Here is a 20185-nt window from a genome sequence, read left to right on the forward strand (position 1 = left end):
ATCTAATCGCTCTCCTATGGTCACACGGCTCATGTAACCCAGGTCACTATGAGCCATTTAGAAAATTTACAGCAACGAAATAACCGTCTAGTTACTTTGGTTTATACAAAAGTGAACACTTTAAAATCGATATAAATTTAGCTTTAACACCTTAACTTACCGATAAATACAGATTATTATTGCAAAATGTATTAAAAGAGTTTTCTAGCAATAATACGAAAGGAAATATCTACGCGAAGGTTCTATACTTTTCGAACAGAAAGTGAGCTTATAAGAAAACAATCAAAACTATCGTTTTGGGATTAATTAAGATACCATCACTTAAACTAAACCGGATAAGCAACGGTTAGTTGGCTAACTCAAAAAGGTACCGATATGAGTACCACACGGCTTAGAAACACCTAGCATTCCGCTAGGTGTTTTTTTTTGCAATCCACCCTTCCGCCAGCTTGCTCGATAGAGTACTCCTCTGTTGGAGCGTCACGTCCACCTCCTTTAAACATCAATAGTCATCAACTCGCCATCTGTTTGAAAAAATAGTCTTGTTCGTGAGATTATCCGCTTTAATTTATGTCATCTTAAGTATATTGTTATTAGCAAGTAACGAGCATGTTATTCAGAACAATAATAATGAAGGAAGATAGATGAGCAGTCACAATAGCCGACAAGATGGTAAACGAGACGTTACTCTGCGTTTTTTAGCTGAACCCGGGGATGTGAACTTTGGTGGTAAAGTTCATGGTGGTGCCGTAATGAAATGGGTCGATTTAGCGGCTTACGCTTGTTCTGCTGGATGGAGTGGTAAGTACTGTATTACCGCTTACGCTGGTGGTATTCGATTCGTTGCTCCAATCCATGTGGGTAACCTTGTTGAAGTAAGTGCGAAGGTCATTTATACAGGTTCATCTTCTATGCACATCGCTATCGATGTTCAAGCCAGCGACCCAAAAGAACTCAACAACCGCCTAACGACTCACTGTATCGTGATTATGGTCGCTGTTGATGAAAATGGTAACCCGACTAAAGTGCCAGAATGGGTACCAGAAACATCAGAAGACATCGAATTAAGAGATTCTGCTATTCGCCTAATGAACATGCGAAAACAGATCGGTGAAGAGATGGAAGCACACGTAAAGTATCTTAAATAGGCGCAGCTAGCAGATATACTCTACAAAACCTTATTACGATGCCAGGCAGTACTTGCTTGGCATTTTCAATTCCCTCTCTATACCCAAGTAAATCCGTTACACACCTAATGCTGACTATAACGCGTGATACCCAGTCAAAAGTTAAAATGATCCGATACTTGTTCACGGATTTATTTTGACTGTAATAAAGTCGTCATTTTGCTCTGTTTAAATACCGCCAATCATAATGGATGTATTTAAATTTCTTGGAGCCACTTTTGAGCACAACATTTCCCACCCTTTGCGAATCTACACTGACGAACTTGAAGGCAGTTGAGTATCAATGGGTTAGAAGTTTGTACGTCGAAGGCTACGACACGAATGAAATTAACCACTATATCCAAGCTTGTTTTGGCGGTGATCAGACGTTTGCGGATCTGTTTCGTCGCGTAGCTCTTTATCAAGACAGCATCTATGTTTTACTTCAGCATTTAGGTTGCGCACCTTCTAGCAAAGAGTTCTAGTCTCACATCACCTCTTCCTTTTCTCCTTCCCTTTTTGAAATATTTACCACTAAATCAATAACTACCGAGAATACCCACCACAAAAATTAACACGAGCCTGCCTTTATAGGCACTTTCTGTGTAATAGACCTATCCGTTGCATGCAAATTATTGAAGTATCACGCATGGAAATATTACACATATATCAATAGAGCTGTGGCCCCCTATACTGAGTGTCTGATTTGTGAGACTCGTTGATGTCTTCAATTAGAGAGATGAAACCGGAAAAATCCAGGAAAGAGGTACTTCAGTATTTAATGACTGAAAGAAACCAAAAAGACTGAGATAGAGATAGAGATAAAAGTAGCGGGCATAAAAAAACCCAAGTAAGTACCTGGGTTAGAGTTACAAAAACCACTAATCATTAATAGCGTAAGGAACCTGATTAGTAGCCAGCTATGCGTAACCTGAGGGTTATTTTTATTACTGATCGGCGGCCAAACCAAATGATGTAATAAAAATGCCAATATAGAGCGACCTAACGGTCGCTCTTTTGTCTTTCTTATAAGGACAGCTTATCCTTTTACACCACCCGACGTCAAACCGCCAACTAACCAACGCTGAGCCAGTAAGAACACGATAGTAATCGGAAGTGCGGAAAGTACCGCTGCTGCCGCAAAGTCGCCCCATAAGTAGTTCTGAGGATATAGGTACTGCTGCATACCTACCGCTAGCGTGTAAGAGTTCACGTCCGATAATAGGATGGAAGCAACTGGTACCTCACCAACAACACCAATGAAAGATAAAATGAATACAACCGCTAGGATGGGTACTGACAGTGGTAATAGAACCAATCTGAACGCTTGCCAAGGTGTTGCGCCATCTAATGCTGCAGCTTCTTCCAAAGAGTTATCAATCGTCTCAAAGTAGCCCTTAATCGTCCAAACGTGCAATGCAATACCGCCCAAGTACGAGAAGATCAGACCGCCATGCGTGTTCAAGCCTAAGAATGGGATGTATTGCCCTAATTTGTCGAACAGTGCGTAGATAGCCACTAGAGCCAATACCGCAGGGAACATTTGAAAAATCATCATCGCTTTCAGGATAGTTTCTTTACCTTTAAAGCGCATACGAGCAAATGCGTAAGCCGATGTTGTCGACAGTGTCACAATAAGAATTGACGTAATACCCGCTACTTTTATCGAGTTCCACAGCCAAGTCAGTACTGGGAATGGAGGCGGAGTAACTGAGCCATCAGCATTCGTCACTGACATACCCAGAGCCAATTTCCAGTGTTCCAAAGATGGGTTATCTGGAATCAAGCTACCGGTTGCAAAGTTACCTTCGCGGAATGAGATAGCAATAATCATCAGTAGTGGGAAAATAATTAGCGCTAAGAAGCACCACAGCGCAATATGCGTTGCCCATACTCGGTATTTAAGGCTCTTACCTTGTACCATAGCCATTGTCGTGCTCCTTAATCTTGAGTCAATTTAGTGAAACGAAGGTTTAGTAACGCTAGGGCACCAACCAATAGGAAGATAAGCGTTGCGATTGCACTTGCTAGACCAAAGTCTTGACCGCCGCCGCCTTCGAATGCAATTCGGTACGTGTAGCTTACAAGCAAGTCTGTGTAACCCGCTGGCTCAGAAGTACCAATCATGTTCGGGCCACCGTTCGTCAATAGTTGAATCATTACAAAGTTATTGAAGTTAAAGGCAAACGCTGCAATCAATAGTGGTGTTAACGGTTTTATCATCAATGGAAAAGTGATTCGCTTGAAGTTATCAAGGAAGTTAGCACCATCGATTGCTGACGCTTCGTACAAATCTTCAGGAATCGCTTTTAGTAGACCCATACATAGAATCATCATGTAAGGGAAGCCTAGCCAAGTGTTAACAATCAACACCATGGATTTCGCTAAGATCGGGTCGGAGAACCAGTTTGGGCTTAAACCAAAGATACTCTCAAGCACCATGTTAATCTCACCAAAGCTCTGGTTGAATAGGCCCTTAAAGATAAGAATCGAGATAAATGCTGGTACGGCGTAAGGCAAAATTAGTAGAACACGATACACAGCACGGCCTTTCAGCTCTTCCCACTGCACAACGTTTGCCAGAACCAAACCAATTGCAAGTGTGAAGGCTACCGTACAAATGGAGAATACAACCGTCCAAATAAAGATACTGATAAACGGTTCTTTGATGCCGTCATCTTTCCAAACACGTTCAAAGTTGGCTGTACCAATGTCTACAACAAATCCTGGAGAAATGGTGTTACCGATAAACTCACCTTTCTCGTCAACCGGTTGGTAGAAACCCACTTCCATGTTTGGTTTCAATATTTCACCAGATTCATTGTTGTATAACGTTTCCCCGTCATCTTGAAGAGTGTAAAGCGGTGCAACGGCAGCAAATTTACGTAAGCCGCTCATGCGGATGTCATCACCATTTGGCAGATGGAAATCGACACCACTGATCACAGAGCGATTTTGGATGATCGCTTTGATCTTCTCTTTTTCACCTTGTACAGAGTCAATTGCAGATAGGTCCATCTCTGTTGATGTCATGCCTTCCAGAGAAAATACATCAGTTGCTAACAGCTGGTCGCCATCTTTCACAACGATCTGGTGACCGTTATCTGTTTTGTACAAAGTGAATGGGTAGCTTTCACCGCTTTGGAATGAACGGTCTAAAAGAACGGTTTGAGTACGCTCTAGAGAGAGCTGGTTTTTTGCGCTGTAGTTAGTAAACGCAAGCCCTACGGTATATGCCAGTGGGAAAAGAATGAATAAGATCATTCCGGCAATACCGGGGTAAATATAACGGTGGGCGTAAGTTTTCTTACTACCAAAAATGTAAAGAGCCAAAGCCGTTAAAATCACAGTAAGCAGCGCAAATGCGAGCTCACCGCGAGAATACATTAAAATTGTAGCGTAGCCATTAATTAAGCCAACACTACCAAGCAACCCCCATTTGATGAAGACGCTTTTACTGCCTGGAAGGCTTGATGGTGCCGGGATCGCATCTGAACCTTGAACTGACTGCATAGAGGAACCTGCTAACGAGATATAAAAATAGAAAAGTAAGGAGAGGTTGCCCCCTCCTTAAAAGGTAGTGCTTGGTTGTTACTTAGTCATTCGAGCTTCAGCACCTTTTAGTGCTTGCTCTACTGATTGACGGCTATCAACTACGTTGCCAATAGCTTCTTCCATGCTGTACCAGAATGTTGTGAACTGAGGGATGTTAGGCATGATTTCGCCGTTCATCGCGTTATCCATTGTTGCTGCAATACGAGTGTCGCTGTCTAGTTGACGTTGGAAAGAGTTAAGAGCAACAGCGCCTAATGGCTTGTCGTCGTTCAAGCTCTTCATACCTTCATCAGTTAGTAGGTAGTTTTCCATAAACTCAACGGCTAGATCACGGTTTGGAGAAGCGGTGCTGATACCACCAGCCCATACACCAACGAATGGCTTAGACGCTTTACCGTTGAACTTAGGCAATGTTGCTACGCCGTAATCTACGCCAGCTTTCTCGATGTTTGCCCAGCCCCAAGGACCGTTAATTGTCATTGCAACGTTACCTGCTACGAATTCAGACTCAGCAACTGAGTAATCCATATCCGCAGAAATAACTTTGTCTTTTACCATCTTCTCAATGAAACCTAGAGACTTCTGAACACCGTCAGTCGCTACGCCTGCATCTTTAATGTCGTAACCTTCCGCTGTTTGCTTGAACGCGTAACCGCCGTCAGCTGCAAGTAGAGGCCATGTGAAGTAAGCGCCACCACGTAGAGGCCACATGATTGCTTTCTTGCCATCTTTTTGAAGCTTAGCGTTTAGTGCAGGGATCTCTTCCCAAGACTTAGGTGGATTAGGAACAAGTGCTTTGTTGTAGATAAGAGAAACTGACTCAACTGCAACTGGGTAAGCGATTGTTTTACCGTCGTAAGAAACAGCATCCCATGCGAAGTCTACGATACCTTCTTTAGTTTCCTTAGAAGGTTTGATATCAACAAGAAGACCTGCTTCTGCAAAACCACCAAAACGGTCGTGTGCGTAGAAAATCATGTCTGGGCCATCGCCAGCTGCTGCAACCTGAGAGAATTTCTCTTCTAGTTTGTCAGGGAAAGCGACGGTTACTTTAACACCAGTATCTTCTTCAAAGCGTTTACCTACTTCAGCCATTCCTTCATAAGCTTTGTCGCCACCAACCCAAATAGTTAGTTGACCTTCTTCGATAGCAGCGTTTGCACCAAAAGAACCCAGAGCAACGATTGTGCCTAGAGCTACAGCGCTTAGAGCGTTTTTCATGTCAATATCCTTTTTATATTTATACGTAGGGCGCATTCAATTAAGACGAGCCAGTTTTCGGAGGCTATGATCTGAGAAAATCAATGACAGCTCATCATCCTAGCCACTACGCCCTAGCTATTATGGCCTAATTTCGTGATCGTCATCCGGTAAGATTGGCGAGCGAAGTCACAAAGTAGATACTCATCGTGATCCACATCACCGTTATGCGGTGAATTTATTTGAACTGGATCGCCAGTTATAGATAACCCCCTTTATCTACTCCTCCCCTCCTACTCCCCCTAGTTAATTTTCTATTGGGAGGATGTACCATTACGCGAATTCACCGAAACTGCATTCATCCAAGAGTGGATAGTAAGAACCCTTTACCAGCGAATGTTATGCGTTGACGCATTCTTCATTTAGTTGGCTTCACTGCCCGCTGTTGTCTTTATTAAGCATCGAGCTAAATCTGTGATTGAATCACGGGGGAGATTTAGCTGGATGTGGGGGAAATAGGCACCAGTTTGGCTATGACGGGTGGGCTTGGTTAAAGAATTCAAGTCCCACCCACTTTTTTCTTACTCACTCAATACTTACCAATTCCTACAGTTACTGCTGACCCAAAAATTCCTTATAATGATAAGCAGTAAAACTTAAAATTTGATCGATCGAGGACAAGCTAGATGGCGAGTGTCACGTTAAAAAACGTTTATAAATCATATGGTGATGTACAGATTTCTAAGGACGTAACCTTAGACATCAACGAAGGTGAATTCGTAGTATTCGTTGGACCATCAGGTTGTGGTAAATCGACGCTATTACGCTGTATCGCAGGTCTAGAAGATATTACGTCTGGTGATTTGTACATTGGTGATCAACGCATGAACGATGTTGAGCCATCAAAACGTGGTGTAGGTATGGTATTCCAATCTTACGCGCTCTACCCTCACCTAAATCTCTACGACAACATGTCTTTTGGTCTTAAACTGGCAAACGCCGATAAAGCTGAAATTGACAAGCGTGTTGAACATGCTGCAGAAATCCTTCAGCTTGGTCACCTTCTTGAACGTCAACCTAAAGCATTGTCTGGTGGTCAACGTCAACGTGTTGCGATTGGTCGTACTCTGGTTTCTCAACCAAACGTATTCCTACTTGATGAGCCTCTGTCTAACCTGGATGCAGCACTGCGTGTTCAAATGCGTTCACAAATCACCAAGCTACAGCGTCAACTGGGCTGTACCATGATTTATGTAACACACGACCAAGTTGAAGCGATGACAATGGCGGATAAAATCGTTGTGCTTGATGGCGGTTTTGTTTCTCAAGTGGGTAAACCTCTTGATCTTTACCACTATCCTCAAAACCGTTTCGTTGCTGGCTTTATTGGCTCACCAAAAATGAACTTTATGTCGGTTCACATCGAACAAGCTGAAGCAGAACGCGTATTGGTACAACTTTCAAACGGTATGACTTTCTGGGTCCCAGTTGATGGCACGACTGTCAACGCTGGTGACCGTATGTCTCTAGGTGTTCGTCCTGAGCACTTATTGTCTGCTGAAACAGGTGATGCGACGATTGAAGCTGATGTGTTGATGGTCGAGAAGCTCGGTAACGAAACACAAGTTTACCTAAACCTCGACAGTGCCGATGCTGACGTTATCTATCGCCAGCCAGACACGTTGACGATTGAGTCTGGTGACAAGCTAGCGATTGGTATTCCTGCACACCGTTGTCACTTGTTCCATAGCGATGGTAGAGCATGTCGTCGCTTGTACAAAGAGTACGGCACCGACTAATCGGTTCGTCTTTTTAGGATATAACTTGCCCATATCGAATCCCTCTTACCAAGTAAGGGGGATTTTTTGTTTAAAGGCGCCAACTACTTTCGCTTTGATGTTTTAGTCTTGCGCACCGCTCAGTTAGCTTTTTCGAGCGGCAATAAAAAAGGCCTAGTGGATGCTAGACCTTTATCTGTTTGAGCTAAAAAGCCACCCTATCTAAACGATATAGGTTGGCCCTGCAGAAACTTAGTGGATTGGCGTATCACTTGTTTTGTTGAACTGGCCAAAATGCTTTTCTAACACTTCTGGTGTTAGTTTGCCTTCCGCTTCTAGTCGCTTAAATTCAGCAACGATCGCTTTTTGCTCTTCAATTGATGGCAGTTTTACTTCTGGCTCATCGCCCATCTCTTGAGTCATCTGCTCTAGTTCTTTTTCAAAATCGCTCATGATACTTACCTAAATATTAAACCTAATCAGATTTTACTCATTTACGCTCTGTGATGCTAGAGCGATTAAGTGCAAAGCCCGAAACCAGATCAAGCTAAGGCCAGTTAGAAGAAAACAAAACCCTAAATAAAAAGAGCTGGATTCATAGTTAAATGAACCCAGCTCTCTGTCAACGTCACTAGCTCAAGCAGCATTACAGCTTAAATGAACCAACCATCTTATCTAGGCGAGAAGACAGGTCGCGAAGCTCTTGGCTCGCTTCAGCAAGCTGCTCAGCGGTACCCGTTGTCACTTCATTGATTGCGTTAATCTCTTCAATGTTCTGGTTGATGGTGTGAACTACGGTTGATTGCTCTTCCGTTGCCGTTGCTACTTGCGTGTTACGATCGGTGATGTCTACGATGCGGTCCGAAATGCCACCCAGTACATCTACGGCTTCATCCGATGCAGCTACACCTTCAAGGGTAATGACTTTACCTGTACTCATTGCTGCTACTGCATCTTTAGCATCGCTTTGCAGTTGGTTGATCATCTTCTGAATCTCTTCCGTTGAGTCTGCCGTGCGACTTGCTAGATTTCGTACTTCATCGGCTACCACGGCAAAGCCACGGCCTTGCTCACCGGCACGCGCAGCTTCAATCGCAGCGTTCAATGCAAGTAAATTGGTTTGCTCTGAAATATCACGGATAACACCCAGAATAGAGCCGATATCTTGTGTTGTTGAAGCAAGTTGTTCAACCACTTGACCCGTGCTCTCAATATCTTGAGCTAAGCGGCTAATTGCATCTTTTGCTTTATTTACCACAGAGCGACCGACTTCCGTATTGCCCGAAGCTTGAGTGGCCGTTTCCGCAGCCGTTGCCGCATTTGATGCAATCTCGCTGATGGTCATGCCCATTTGGTTAATTGCAGCAACTACTTGAAGGGTTTGATCACGTTGCTCTTGGCTATTATCGTGGGTGATGTGTGCTTTGTTAGAAACACTCTCTGCCGCCACTTGAAGCGCTTGGCTTGTCGAACATACTTCTTTCATAGACTCGTGAATCTTTTCAATGAATCCATTAAAGCCCTTTGAAAGCTGTGCAATTTCATCGTTGCCTTTCACTTCAATACGCTGCGCCAGGTCGCCATCACCTTCGCCAAGGTCACCGAAACGCTTAGCCAGAAGTTTAATCGGTTGAGTAATGCTGTTCGCCAGAACTACGCCCATTAGGATAAATACTAATGCCACAACCGCCGTCATGATCAGCATCTTTTGCGCTGTCGCATCTAACTCTGCAAACACTTCTCCAGTCGGAACTACACCAATAACAAACCAGTCCATGGAAGACACATACAAGCTCGCCACAAACAGCTCTTGGCCCTGGCTTTCAGTGGTAATCAGGTTAAAGCCCGACTTGTTCAATAGTTGGCTTGATTGAGGACCGTAAAGTTGTTGAAGTGATGAATCACTGCGAGAACGCTCACGGTGAATTTGAACATCACCTTGGCTATCGGTTAAGAATACGAAGCCTGTATTTTCAATCTTAAAGCCATTGAGTAGGTTAACCATGTCATCCATCGATTTTGATAGACCTGACATTGCCAAACCAGAAGGCTGCTGATAGTTAGCAAACATCTTCACTTCGCCATTCGCTTCTTGGAACATGCTCACCATGGTCGGCTGTCCAGATTGCGTAAAGCCAAAGAACCAACCGTCTTGCTGTTGGTTTAGCTGGCGTAAGAAACCATCTTGGTTCCAGTAGTAAGCTGTTTGACGGTTCGCCACCGAGGCATCGTTCAACTGATATTGGTTGCGAACATTGTTCAGTTGTTTAACCAGCTTATTCTCTAGCGCGGCATCGCGCTCGGTCGATTCGATAGCATCAGAAATGAATTCATTTGAAGCAATTTGCTCCGCAGCTAACAATAACTGAGAGACTTCACGGTCAATTTCACCATTGATTCGCTCCAACATACCGGGAAGCTCAATATCAACCAAACGGTGACTCAATACATCTCTTGCTTGCTGTTGTGCCATCGCGCCGACAATCACTGTCGATGCAAGAACCGCAAAGGTAATTCCAAGTACAACTTTTTGTTTGATACTCAGAGAGTTAGTTTTAAACATATTTGGACCTTTAAAAGAATCGCTCATTATTGGTATACCCTGAACAGGACTTTTTTAGTGCACTCCAACAAGCAATGCACAATCTGAGTGATGTATCGGCCAAAACCAGTAAAACTAGAGACTTTTCTCTCAAAAAAACTGCAAACATAATGTAACAATAAAAACCATTCAGATTAGATCTGAATTAACTGAGCAAATATCGTACTGTCGAGAATCGATTTTAGCTCACGGCCCTTAGATCTAACCGCACTCAAACAACGACCTCCCCCCGAGCTTTTGTATATAAAAACCAATTGATATGGTAATAATCACACCCTAACGATGTTTTTGGCTAAACACTTGTAAATCTTTCCAATTTTGAAAAAATAAATTCCACAAACGTACTGGAACTTTTTCCTAGTAATCAGTGACCAATACTCAAAATAAAAATCAAATGGATACCCAGAGAGTCCAAAATGCACAAAACAAATTTCGAAGTCCTTCAAAACTATTTAGAGTCTCAAATCATTGGTCAAAAAGAGCTTGTTAAGCAGCTGATGATAGCCCTTTTGGCCGATGGTCATATCCTCGTTGAAGGGCCTCCCGGGCTAGCAAAAACTCGCGCAGTAAAATCATTGGCTGACTGTGTCGAGGGAGACTTCCACCGCATTCAATTCACGCCAGATTTGTTACCTGCTGATTTAACGGGTACCGATATATTTCGTCCAGAAACGGGAGAATTCACCTTCCAATCGGGCCCGATTTTCAACTCGCTTATTCTGGCGGATGAGATCAACCGTGCTCCGGCGAAAGTGCAAGCCGCAATGCTAGAAGCGATGGCTGAGAAGCAGGTGACGGCGGGACGAAAAACCTATGCCTTACCCGATTTGTTTTTGGTAATGGCAACGCAAAACCCAATTGAGCAAGAAGGCACTTACCCGCTACCAGAAGCTCAATTAGACCGTTTCTTGCTGCATTTAGAAGTGGCTTATCCAGACATGGAAAGTGAGCTGGAGATTTTGCGCCTAAACAGAGGCGAAGCTCAAGGCAATCAACCAGTTCAACCAGAGCCTATTTCTCAACAAACTATCTTCGAAGCTCGCCAAGAAGTGCTCAACATTCACATGGCAGACACCATTGAGCAGTACATCATCAGATTGGTAATGGCGACGCGCCAACCTAAGCAATACAGCGACCAGCTTGATCAATGGTTAGACATGGGTGTTAGCCCGCGTGCAACCATCGCGTTAGACCGTTGTGCCCGCGCTCACGCTTGGCTTGCAGGACGAGATTACGTCACTCCACAAGATGTTCAAGCGATGGCATTCCCTGTACTGCGTCACCGCCTGCTTCGTAGCTACCACGCACAAGCCGAAGGGGTCACTGCAAACCAAGTGATCGCACACCTTCTCTCGTTGGTTGGTAGCGCATAGGGATACGCGCATGAAGAATCAATTACCCAACCATAGTGACGGCGTCACGTTAAACCTGGACGAACTGCTGCAATACAAAGCGCAGTCTGTCCGCTGGTTGCCTCCAGCCAAGAGCCTGTGGTCGCAACTTAACGGCCAGCACGAAAGCAATCGTAAAGGTCGCGGGATGAATTTCTCTGAGGTTCGTCAATATCAGGCGGGCGACGATATCCGCAGCATTGATTGGCGCGTCACGGCGAGAACAGGCAAGGCGCACACCAAACTGTTTTCTGAAGAAAGAGAACAGCCTGTGATTTTGTTCTTAGATCTGTCGAGCAGTATGATTTTCGGCTCAACCTTGTTGCTTAAATCGGTTCAACTCGCACACTTTGCCAGCCAACTTTGCTGGTTAACCGTCGCTCAAAAAGACCGTATTGGTGCAGTGATCGATACTGGCCAAGAGATCATTGAGATTAAACCCAGTGCTAGCAACCACGCTCCGCTGCGTATTTTACAAAAAGTCATAGAAATCAATAACGCAGCGCTGACTAACCCAAACAATCACAGCAACACAACCTTAGAGCATGGGCTGAAGTCTCTTCATCAGCTTTGCCCGAAAGGCAGCGATATCATTATGCTCAGTGATTTTGTTCGTTATAGCGAAAGTAATTACTCACTTATCAATCAAATACGTCGGCATAATCGGGTTCGCTTGGTGCATTTTTACGATCCATTAGAGCAAGGTGTCACTGCTTTCAAAGGTTCAAAACAGATCACCGACGGCAATAAAACGCAATGGTTTAACTTTTCATCAAGCAAGGAAAAGGAAAAGCTCAGTCACGCATTTGATCAGAAGCAACAACAACTTATGCAAATGAGCCTTTCTTTGGCGATCCCATACAGTTCATTGTCTTGTGCGCAATCGTTAATGAGCCAAGTATCAGGAGTTCAGTCATGAATCAACCTCTCGACTTGAGCCCTATTATTACGCCAAGCGCACCGTCATGGTGGCCTTTGGCATGGGGTTGGTGGTTAATCATTATCACGGCCATTGTTCTGATCGCCTTAGTATTTTTCATTGTAAACAAAAGACAAAAGAACCAATACGCGAAGAACGAAGCACTTGCTTGCTTTCGTGATAGTCAGCCTTCAAATACCTTGTCTCCGAGTGCAGCTCAAGACATCGTTCGTCAGGCAGCACTAAGCTATTTCCCACGCGAAAAAGTGGCAGGCTTGTCTGGTGATGATTGGTTGACGTTCTTAGATGCGCAATTGGCAAAACCTTTGTTCGCCGCAAAACAATCGCAATGGCAACAAGCGCTCTACCAAGATGCAACCTTAATGAGCAACGAACAGAAAAAGGCTCAACAGCAATTGGTTAACGACTGCGAAATCTGGCTTCGTAAAGCCCTTCCTCCAAAGCGAGGTCGTTATGACTGATCTTTTAAACACGAGCTTACTAAATATTGAATTCGTTTGGTGGTGGATGTTTTTCCTCGCGCCACTGCCGGTTCTCGTTTACTTGTTCTCTCCTAAGGCGGAATCGAACAATGCCCTAAGGCTTCCATTTCTGCCCGAGGACAGCAATACCAAAACGCCGAGCAGTCGCTTACCCAAGGCGTTGTCGGTCATCATCTGGCTTTTATTGGTAACGGCCATGGCACGTCCAGTTTGGTACGGTGAACCGGTTGAGTTTCAGCCAAAACACCGAGACTTGATGTTGGTTGTCGACCTCTCCGGCTCGATGAGCCAAGAAGACATGCAATTCAATGGCGAATACATCGATCGCTTATCTGCGGTGAAACATGTATTGAGTGACTTTATTGAGCGACGAAAAGGCGACCGAGTCGGATTGGTGCTATTTGCTGATCACGCCTATCTGCAAACGCCACTGACGTTAGATAGAGACACGCTTTCACAACAACTCAATCAGGCAGTGTTAAAGCTGATTGGTACTCAAACCGCGATTGGTGATGGTATCGGCCTTGCCACCAAAACCTTTGTCGACAGTGACGCCCCTCAGCGTGTGATGATTCTACTCAGTGACGGCAGCAATACCGCAGGCGTATTAGATCCACTAGAAGCCGCGGATATTGCTAAGAAGTACAACGCGACGATTTACACCGTGGGTGTCGGTGCGGGTGAAATGATGGTCAAAGAGTTCTTCATGACTCGTAAGGTCAATACTGCTCAAGACTTGGATGAGCGTACTCTAATGGAAATCGCCAAACGCACTGGCGGTCAGTACTTCCGTGCGCGTGACAGCAAAGAGCTGGCAACGATTTACGACACCATCAACCAGTTAGAGCCCGTGACGAACGCCACTAAGATCTGGCGACCACAACAAGAGTGGTTTGTCTGGCCACTGTCTGCGGCAATGTTTTTCGCATTTATGCTGTTAGCCATTAGGAGAAACAATGTCTAACTTTACTTTTATCTACCCATATTGGTTCTTGGCTCTTGCCGTGCTGCCCGCTATTTGGTGGCTTAGCAAGAGACAATCCAAGCAAGGGTTATTAGCGTCACACATCGCCCGTTATTTGGCTCCTGAATCGAGCAAGCCATCGAAAAACCGCGGCACTTATTTCGGTGTTTGGTGGTTGGTCGGTGTCATCGCATTGGCCGGTCCAAGCTTTGAAAAAAATGAACAACCAAGCTTTGAAAAAACACAAGCTCGAGTTGTGCTCATTGATATGTCGATGTCGATGTATGCCACTGACATTAAACCAAACCGTTTAACACAGGCGCGATACAAGGCTTTGGATCTACTATCACTCTGGAAAGAAGGCCTAACGGGAATGGTGGCATACGCCGGAGATGCTTACACCATCAGTCCGCTAACGTCTGACATCAACACCATCAAGAACCTCGTACCCAACCTATCACCAGATATCATGCCCTTCCAAGGCGGCAATGCAGCATCGGCAGTTAAGCTTGCGATTGAGATGATGACTCGTGCTCATATCTATAAAGGCGATCTGGTACTGATTGCTGATGATATTGATGGTCAAGAGAAGAAAGATATCGACTCGCTACTCTCTGGTAGTCATTGGACGTTATCAGTCTTGGCTGTAGGTACGGAAAGCGGCGCGCCGATCTCGTTACCTACAGGTTCGATGTTACAGACCGACTCAGGACAAACCGTGGTTGCGAAAACCAACGTAGACAATATGCGCGACCTGACTCGTCGCTCTGGCGGCACATTCACTGAATTGCAATTGGATAACTCAGACGTTGAACACATCGCAAGTTACCTCGACCGAGTTGCGACAACATCAGAAGTGACTAAAACCAATAACTCACTCAACACCAGAGTGAACAACGGTTTCTGGTTATTGCCGTTTCTGTTACTTCCTGCACTTGGGCTATTTCGAAAAGGGGTCATTTGGTGTGGCCTAGCTGTACTTGTCTCGTTCAGCCAACCGAATACTGCGTTTGCAAATCCTTGGAAAACCGATGACCAAGTGGGTTATCAGTTGTATCAAGATGAGGACTTTCAACAAGCCGCAGAACAATTCGAACAGCAAGAATGGAAAGGCATTGCGCAATACAAAGCCGGTGATTTCGAAGCGGCCGAACAGACGCTACAAGGTCTTTCTGGCGAAGATGCTCGTTACAACCTCGCCAATGCACAAGCAAAGCAAGGTAAATACGACCAAGCGATAAAAGAGTATCAACGCATTCTCGAAAGTAACCCTGAACATGCTTACGCGAAGAAGAACCTAGAGATTGTCGAACAGGCTCAGAAGCAACAGCAACAGCAACAGCAACAGCAACACGATTCTGATTCCAAAGACCAAAATGAACAAGACCAGCAAGGTCAGCAAGGTCAGCAAAATGATTCTTCGCAAAGCTCGCAGGATCAACCACAAAGCTCAGCTGACAATGGGAAGTCGCAAAGTCAAAGTGGCAGCCAAGATCAAAGCAACAAACAAGATCAAAGTGAAAACCAAGATCAGAATACTGACCAAAGCCAAGCTGATGATAGCCGCTCTGATTCCAAGACGGATGAAGAAAGCGACAAGCAAGCTGTGCAACAAAACAAAGCGGATCAAGCAGATAAACAGTCACAGGACAAAGGTGACTTAGCATCTCAAACTGCCCAAGCACAAGAGGCTGCTAAGGAAGACAGTGATAACAACACTCAACCAGCTGCAGCACAAGCATCAGGTCAACCTATGTCGAGCGATCCGGATATGCGAAAGCTTGAGCAAGTAGAAAGCGCCCGTGACCCGAGCCAACTGCTTAAAGCGCAAATGATTCTACAAGCACGCCAAAAAAGTGCTCCTAACAACCAAAACAAAAAGTGGTAACCATGCGATTTTTAAACAAGCCATTTTTATCAATGCTACTGACACTGCTAATCGGTGTTTTCTCGTCACACTCTGTATTCGCAGCGACCGCTGTGGCGAGTGTTTCGCAAAACAGTGTTACCAAAGATGAAGTCTTCCTACTTAGAGTGGCGACCGATGAAAAAGTATCGTCCGGTGCTTTAGATCTAACCTTCCTTCAGAAGAATTTCTACGTCGGCACCCCAAGCTTTGGGTCATCGATGCGAATCGTCAATGGTAGCCGCACTGTGTCTAGCGAGTGGAATATTACCCTTGCCCCACTTCGATTAGGCCGATTAGAAATACCTAGCTTTGATATTGAAGGTGCCAAAACCCAACCGATCACCATCAACGTTTCGATTAATAAAGCCGCTCCAAAGCAGAGTGATATGGCGGAATTCCAATTAAATCTCAGCAAAAACATCTTGTATCCACAAGAAGTCGCCGAGCTTGATGTAAAGCTCATCATCAAAGCGGATCCAAGAAGATTACAAGATCCCCAGATCTCTCTACCAAACTCATCAAATTTGGACGTGGAACCCATCGGTGAGTCGAAACAGTTCCAAGATGTTATCAACGGACAAGAAGTCACAGTTGTTCAGCAATCTTTCCATATATCGTCACAGCAAGCAGGACAATTTCAGCTTCAAGGGCCAAAGTTAACCGGTGCTGTTGTTTACTCAACCAACAACTCAAGCAAAACTCGCCTTTTCCAGCTCGATACTCCTGTTGAAAGTCTGAATGTCACCGTCAAGCCTGTACCAAAAGGCTATCAAGGTGAGTGGTTACCAACCTCTGACTTTAAGTTGCTACAGAAATGGTCAGACAGCCAAGGTAATGAGCTAACAGATAGCGATGGTTTCGATAGTAATAAGCAAGGTTTTAAATTGGAAGCCGGTGATTCGTTAACTCGCACCATCACAATGACAGCGCGTAATTTAACACAACACCAACTGCCGAAACTAAACATCACCTACCCTAAATCGATACGTGTTTATGAAGAGAAACCGCAATTTGGCACAAACCAGTCTGGTGATGCTGTGGTTGTTTATAAGCAAGTATTGATTCCGAAAGAGGCTGGAAATATCTCGCTTCCTGATGTGTCTCAAGCTTGGTTCAACACCGATACGCAATCGGAACAAACCAGTAAAGCGCTTGGCTTAAAATTGTCGATACAAGCTAGCGAGCGAGCAACATCAAGTATGCCTCCTCCAGCGATTGAAGCACCGGCACAACAAGTAAGCCCGACGGTTGTTAGCGTTGATAATCCAGGAGTATGGCCTTATCTCACTGCGCTATTTGCTATGTTGTGGTTAACCAGTTCTGCGATTGCTTTCTACTTCTGGTCACGCCGCGGTACAGCAGTAAAACCAACGCAAAAAGATGAACGTCAATCCGATACGGCAGAAGCGCTGATTGCCGCTCTGAAAATGAAAGACGGTGTGAAGACGAGAACTTTGTTCGAACAGTGGAAAACAGAAAACCCAGACTTGAGTGATGAGACGTTAGAAACAATCGAAGCTGAGCTCACCAAGCTAAATCAGAGCCTCTATGCTGAAGCTTGCTCACCAAGTCAGTCATGGGACCCTTCTGAGGCAATCAAAGCGGTTAAGAAACCAAAACGCATCTCGAACAAAGCACACAAGAGCACATTAGAAAGGCTGTAATTAACCAGCGCTCTAAGTAAGCAGAAAGCTAATTAGGCAGAAAATCTAAGTAAACGAAAAAGAACGAAGCCGTGATGACCACATTGTGAACATCACGGCTTCAGTCGTTTTTGAGAACGGGAAAAACAGATACCACACTAAGTCAGTGTAGCTGCAACTTTTCTTCGCTTCATAGCCGAGACAATTCTATTTCGCCCTGAATCTTTCGCCTTATACAAAGCCTTATCTGCCTTGCCATACAACAAATCAAAATCGAACTGGCACTGATCCGAAGTTATCGATGCATAACCCACAGACGCGGTTAAATATTGGCTAGTGCTACTTTTACAATGGAGAATTTTTGCATCTTCAATACTTTGTCGAATCGACTCTGCACGCTGCTTTGTTGTTGTGTGATTGGTGCCGATCATCAACAACATAAACTCCTCACCGCCGATACGGCAGAAGGTTTCTTGATCACCGTAAACATGAGTGCTCAGTATCTTGCCAATGGCACGTAAAGCGACATCCCCCTCAGTATGGCCATAGACACTGTTGTACAAACCAAAATGGTCAAGATCGACAAGAATTAACCCAAAGGTGACCTCATTCTGCGTAGCAAATGCACCTTGTTCCTCACAATTCAGATCATCTAAAACTTGTGACAGCATACGGCGGTTACCAAGACGAGTCAGCGGGTCGAGTTTAGAAATCACATCGAGCTGTTCATTGGCATTTTCAAGCTCTTGAGTTCGCTTGCTAACCTCTTGTTCTAGGGTTTCATTGAGCTTTTTGATCTCTTCTTGCGCCATGGTTCTTTGTAAGACTTCAGCAAGGCTAGAGGCGAAGATACGTATCACTTCACGCAGTTGTGAAGTTAAAGGGCTTCGTGTTAGCAAATTATCCGCAGCGATAAACGCAATCGGAACGCCTGTATTTGTGGTGAGCATTGTCATTGCCGTCCAGCCAACTCCGACAATATTATAATCATGATAAATTGGGACCAATTCTTCAAAAGCAACTTGGTTAGGGTAAGTACGAGCTGCAGACACAATGTCGCGCTCTACCAGCTCGGAGCGATAATAAGACTCATCGACAATGTCGCCTTTTATGTCGGTACCCCAAGTACCTTGCATGTAACTGCAATTTTTATCGGTAAGGAAAACGGCTAATCGATCAATGCCTAAATGCTGAATAGCAAAACTGACGGCGGACTTACACACAGCACTGACGCTATCGCAGCGAGACAACTCAACCATACTCGAATGCAGCATTCGGATGTTCAGTTCTTGGCGTTTACGAATGTATATCTGAGACAGCAGAGAGCCGAACGATTCAAGCATCTGCTTTTGGTAATTGGTGATTGGCGAGCGGTGAATGTAGTTGTCCATGGCAATCCAACCTACGGGTTTATCCCCTTCACGCAAAATAAGCATGCCATTCCACCCTTGCCCTACAACCTTACCTTCAGTGTAGAGTGGAGCATGTTCAATAACGACCAAGCTAGTGTGGTTGTCAGACAATGCCTCGATATATTCCGATTCAAGCTGATGCAGGTCATATTGAGTGTGATGTTCGCTGTTGGTTTTTCCTAGTTCATCGGTGCCATAGGTGCCACTAAAGCAACGCTTTTTCATATCAAGCAACATAAATATGGCGCGATCAAAACCAAGTCTATCGCGTACCGCCTCTACCGATGCTTTGTAGAGTGCATCCAATGATTCAGGGTTCGAGAGCTCTAACGCCACCTGATGAACCAATTTCATATTCTCGACAAACAACTCTCGAAGCTTAATTTCATCAAGATATTGCGCTTCACGTGTATCCCTATGCTTAATCTCGATAGCTGCATTTTTTTCTGCGCGAATACACTGCCAGCGAGCTGCCGCTAATTGAAGGCCATCCAGCCCTTGGTCAAAGGTTTGATTAACTTTTTCTGCGATGCAATTTTGAATAATTAAATAAGTTCTACAGGCTGGGGCGTTGTCGAGCATCATGATGAACGACTCTCCACCAAGCGCTTTACTGTGCTCCCACTTGCACGTATTGAGCGACATCGGTAACACACCGTCTGCAGTGTCGAACTGTGAAACCCATGGCCAAAATGTTGAAGGGTAATGATCAAGAGAAGTTAATTCACCGCAGGAAAACAACGGTAACGAGTCGCTTTCTGGTATTGGCTCTGCAAATATTCCGACCCCTTGGGGGCCAAGCATTTTAATCAAGTAGTCAAACAGAGACTCAGCCAATAAACGGTGATCACGCGTAGCAGATATTTGTTTTGCAAAGGCTTTAACATGCACGGCGTTGGTCCATTGGCTAATAAGAATAACGCAAAAATACAGAAGCCTTGATATGCAATCAATGTAACTAAAAATGAGATGTTAAGTGGGTCGCAATTTGACCTTTTGCATTATCACAAGCATGAGAAGGACTACAAAAATGGGATTTTCTGCCCAAAATTTCGTCGACATGTGATGCTTTTTAACAGCATAAAAAAAGGTTCATCGCGGATTAGCGGGAACTTAAAACAAAAACGGTAGTAAGTGATATGG

Annotated in this window: 15 protein-coding genes; 9 read left to right on the forward strand and 6 right to left on the reverse strand. The window is 44.6% G+C overall.

Annotated features, from left to right (window positions below; genetic code table 11):
• Positions 1-644 precede the first annotated feature (644 nt).
• The gene (locus AB6D80_RS08300; RefSeq protein ID WP_012600206.1) at positions 645-1148 is read left to right on the forward strand and encodes an acyl-CoA thioesterase; all 504 of its coding nucleotides are present in this window, start codon (positions 645-647) and stop codon (positions 1146-1148) included.
• Positions 1149-1378: 230 nt separating this feature from the next.
• A complete protein-coding gene (locus AB6D80_RS08305) occupies positions 1379-1651 on the forward strand; it encodes a hypothetical protein (protein WP_012600205.1) in 273 nt (90 codons plus the stop codon).
• Positions 1652-2205: 554 nt separating this feature from the next.
• Here AB6D80_RS08305 and malG read toward each other — a convergent pair.
• From malG to malE, 3 genes are all read right to left on the reverse strand, one after another.
• The gene (malG, locus tag AB6D80_RS08310) at positions 2206-3096 is read right to left on the reverse strand and encodes a maltose ABC transporter permease MalG (protein ID WP_009845806.1); all 891 of its coding nucleotides are present in this window, start codon (positions 3094-3096) and stop codon (positions 2206-2208) included.
• A gap of 11 nt (positions 3097-3107) precedes the next feature.
• Positions 3108-4679 (reverse strand): maltose ABC transporter permease MalF, encoded by a 1572-nt coding sequence (gene malF, locus AB6D80_RS08315; protein ID WP_017096229.1) that lies wholly within the window; start codon positions 4677-4679, stop codon positions 3108-3110.
• A 78-nt stretch (positions 4680-4757) separates the two neighbouring features.
• A complete protein-coding gene (gene malE / locus AB6D80_RS08320; protein ID WP_009845808.1) occupies positions 4758-5942 on the reverse strand; it encodes a maltose/maltodextrin ABC transporter substrate-binding protein MalE in 1185 nt (394 codons plus the stop codon).
• Positions 5943-6607: 665 nt separating this feature from the next.
• On the opposite strand from malE, the gene malK reads away from it, so the two are divergent.
• Positions 6608-7720, forward strand: a complete 1113-nt coding sequence (malK, locus tag AB6D80_RS08325) for a maltose/maltodextrin ABC transporter ATP-binding protein MalK (RefSeq protein WP_372188262.1) — start codon at positions 6608-6610, stop codon at positions 7718-7720.
• Positions 7721-7951: 231 nt separating this feature from the next.
• On the opposite strand, the gene AB6D80_RS08330 is transcribed toward malK, so the two are convergent.
• Both AB6D80_RS08330 and AB6D80_RS08335 read right to left on the reverse strand, forming a co-directional pair.
• Complete coding sequence (locus tag AB6D80_RS08330; RefSeq protein ID WP_004732016.1) at positions 7952-8152, reverse strand: hypothetical protein; 201 nt, start codon at positions 8150-8152, stop codon at positions 7952-7954.
• A 193-nt stretch (positions 8153-8345) separates the two neighbouring features.
• Positions 8346-10262, reverse strand: a complete 1917-nt coding sequence (locus AB6D80_RS08335) for a methyl-accepting chemotaxis protein (RefSeq protein ID WP_102492376.1) — start codon at positions 10260-10262, stop codon at positions 8346-8348.
• Positions 10263-10717: 455 nt separating this feature from the next.
• On the opposite strand from AB6D80_RS08335, the gene AB6D80_RS08340 reads away from it, so the two are divergent.
• The 6 genes from AB6D80_RS08340 to AB6D80_RS08365 are packed head-to-tail and all read left to right on the forward strand — an operon-like array spanning position 10718 to position 17651.
• Entirely contained in the window at positions 10718-11674 is a 957-nt protein-coding gene (locus AB6D80_RS08340) for a MoxR family ATPase (protein ID WP_012600202.1), read from the forward strand.
• 10 nt (positions 11675-11684) lie between these two features.
• Positions 11685-12611, forward strand: coding sequence for a DUF58 domain-containing protein (locus tag AB6D80_RS08345; RefSeq protein WP_029223170.1), 927 nt, complete (start codon positions 11685-11687; stop codon positions 12609-12611).
• Complete coding sequence (locus AB6D80_RS08350) at positions 12608-13093, forward strand: DUF4381 domain-containing protein (protein WP_371701945.1); 486 nt, start codon at positions 12608-12610, stop codon at positions 13091-13093. The genes AB6D80_RS08345 and AB6D80_RS08350 overlap by 4 nt, the downstream gene beginning before the upstream one ends.
• A complete protein-coding gene (locus AB6D80_RS08355) occupies positions 13086-14078 on the forward strand; it encodes a VWA domain-containing protein (protein WP_371701943.1) in 993 nt (330 codons plus the stop codon). Before AB6D80_RS08350 ends, AB6D80_RS08355 begins: the two co-directional genes overlap by 8 nt.
• Complete coding sequence (locus AB6D80_RS08360; RefSeq protein ID WP_372188264.1) at positions 14071-15966, forward strand: VWA domain-containing protein; 1896 nt, start codon at positions 14071-14073, stop codon at positions 15964-15966. Before AB6D80_RS08355 ends, AB6D80_RS08360 begins: the two co-directional genes overlap by 8 nt.
• Before the next feature lie 2 nt (positions 15967-15968).
• Positions 15969-17651, forward strand: a complete 1683-nt coding sequence (locus tag AB6D80_RS08365) for a BatD family protein (protein ID WP_371701940.1) — start codon at positions 15969-15971, stop codon at positions 17649-17651.
• 137 nt (positions 17652-17788) lie between these two features.
• Here the strand turns inward: AB6D80_RS08365 and AB6D80_RS08370 are convergent, their stop codons facing one another.
• Entirely contained in the window at positions 17789-19933 is a 2145-nt protein-coding gene (locus AB6D80_RS08370; RefSeq protein ID WP_372188265.1) for a diguanylate cyclase, read from the reverse strand.
• Between the last annotated feature and the right edge of the window lie 252 nt (positions 19934-20185).

Origin of the sequence: Vibrio sp. 10N.247.310.17, from assembly GCF_041466605.1 — a bacterium.
GTDB lineage: Bacteria > Pseudomonadota > Gammaproteobacteria > Enterobacterales > Vibrionaceae > Vibrio > Vibrio tasmaniensis_A.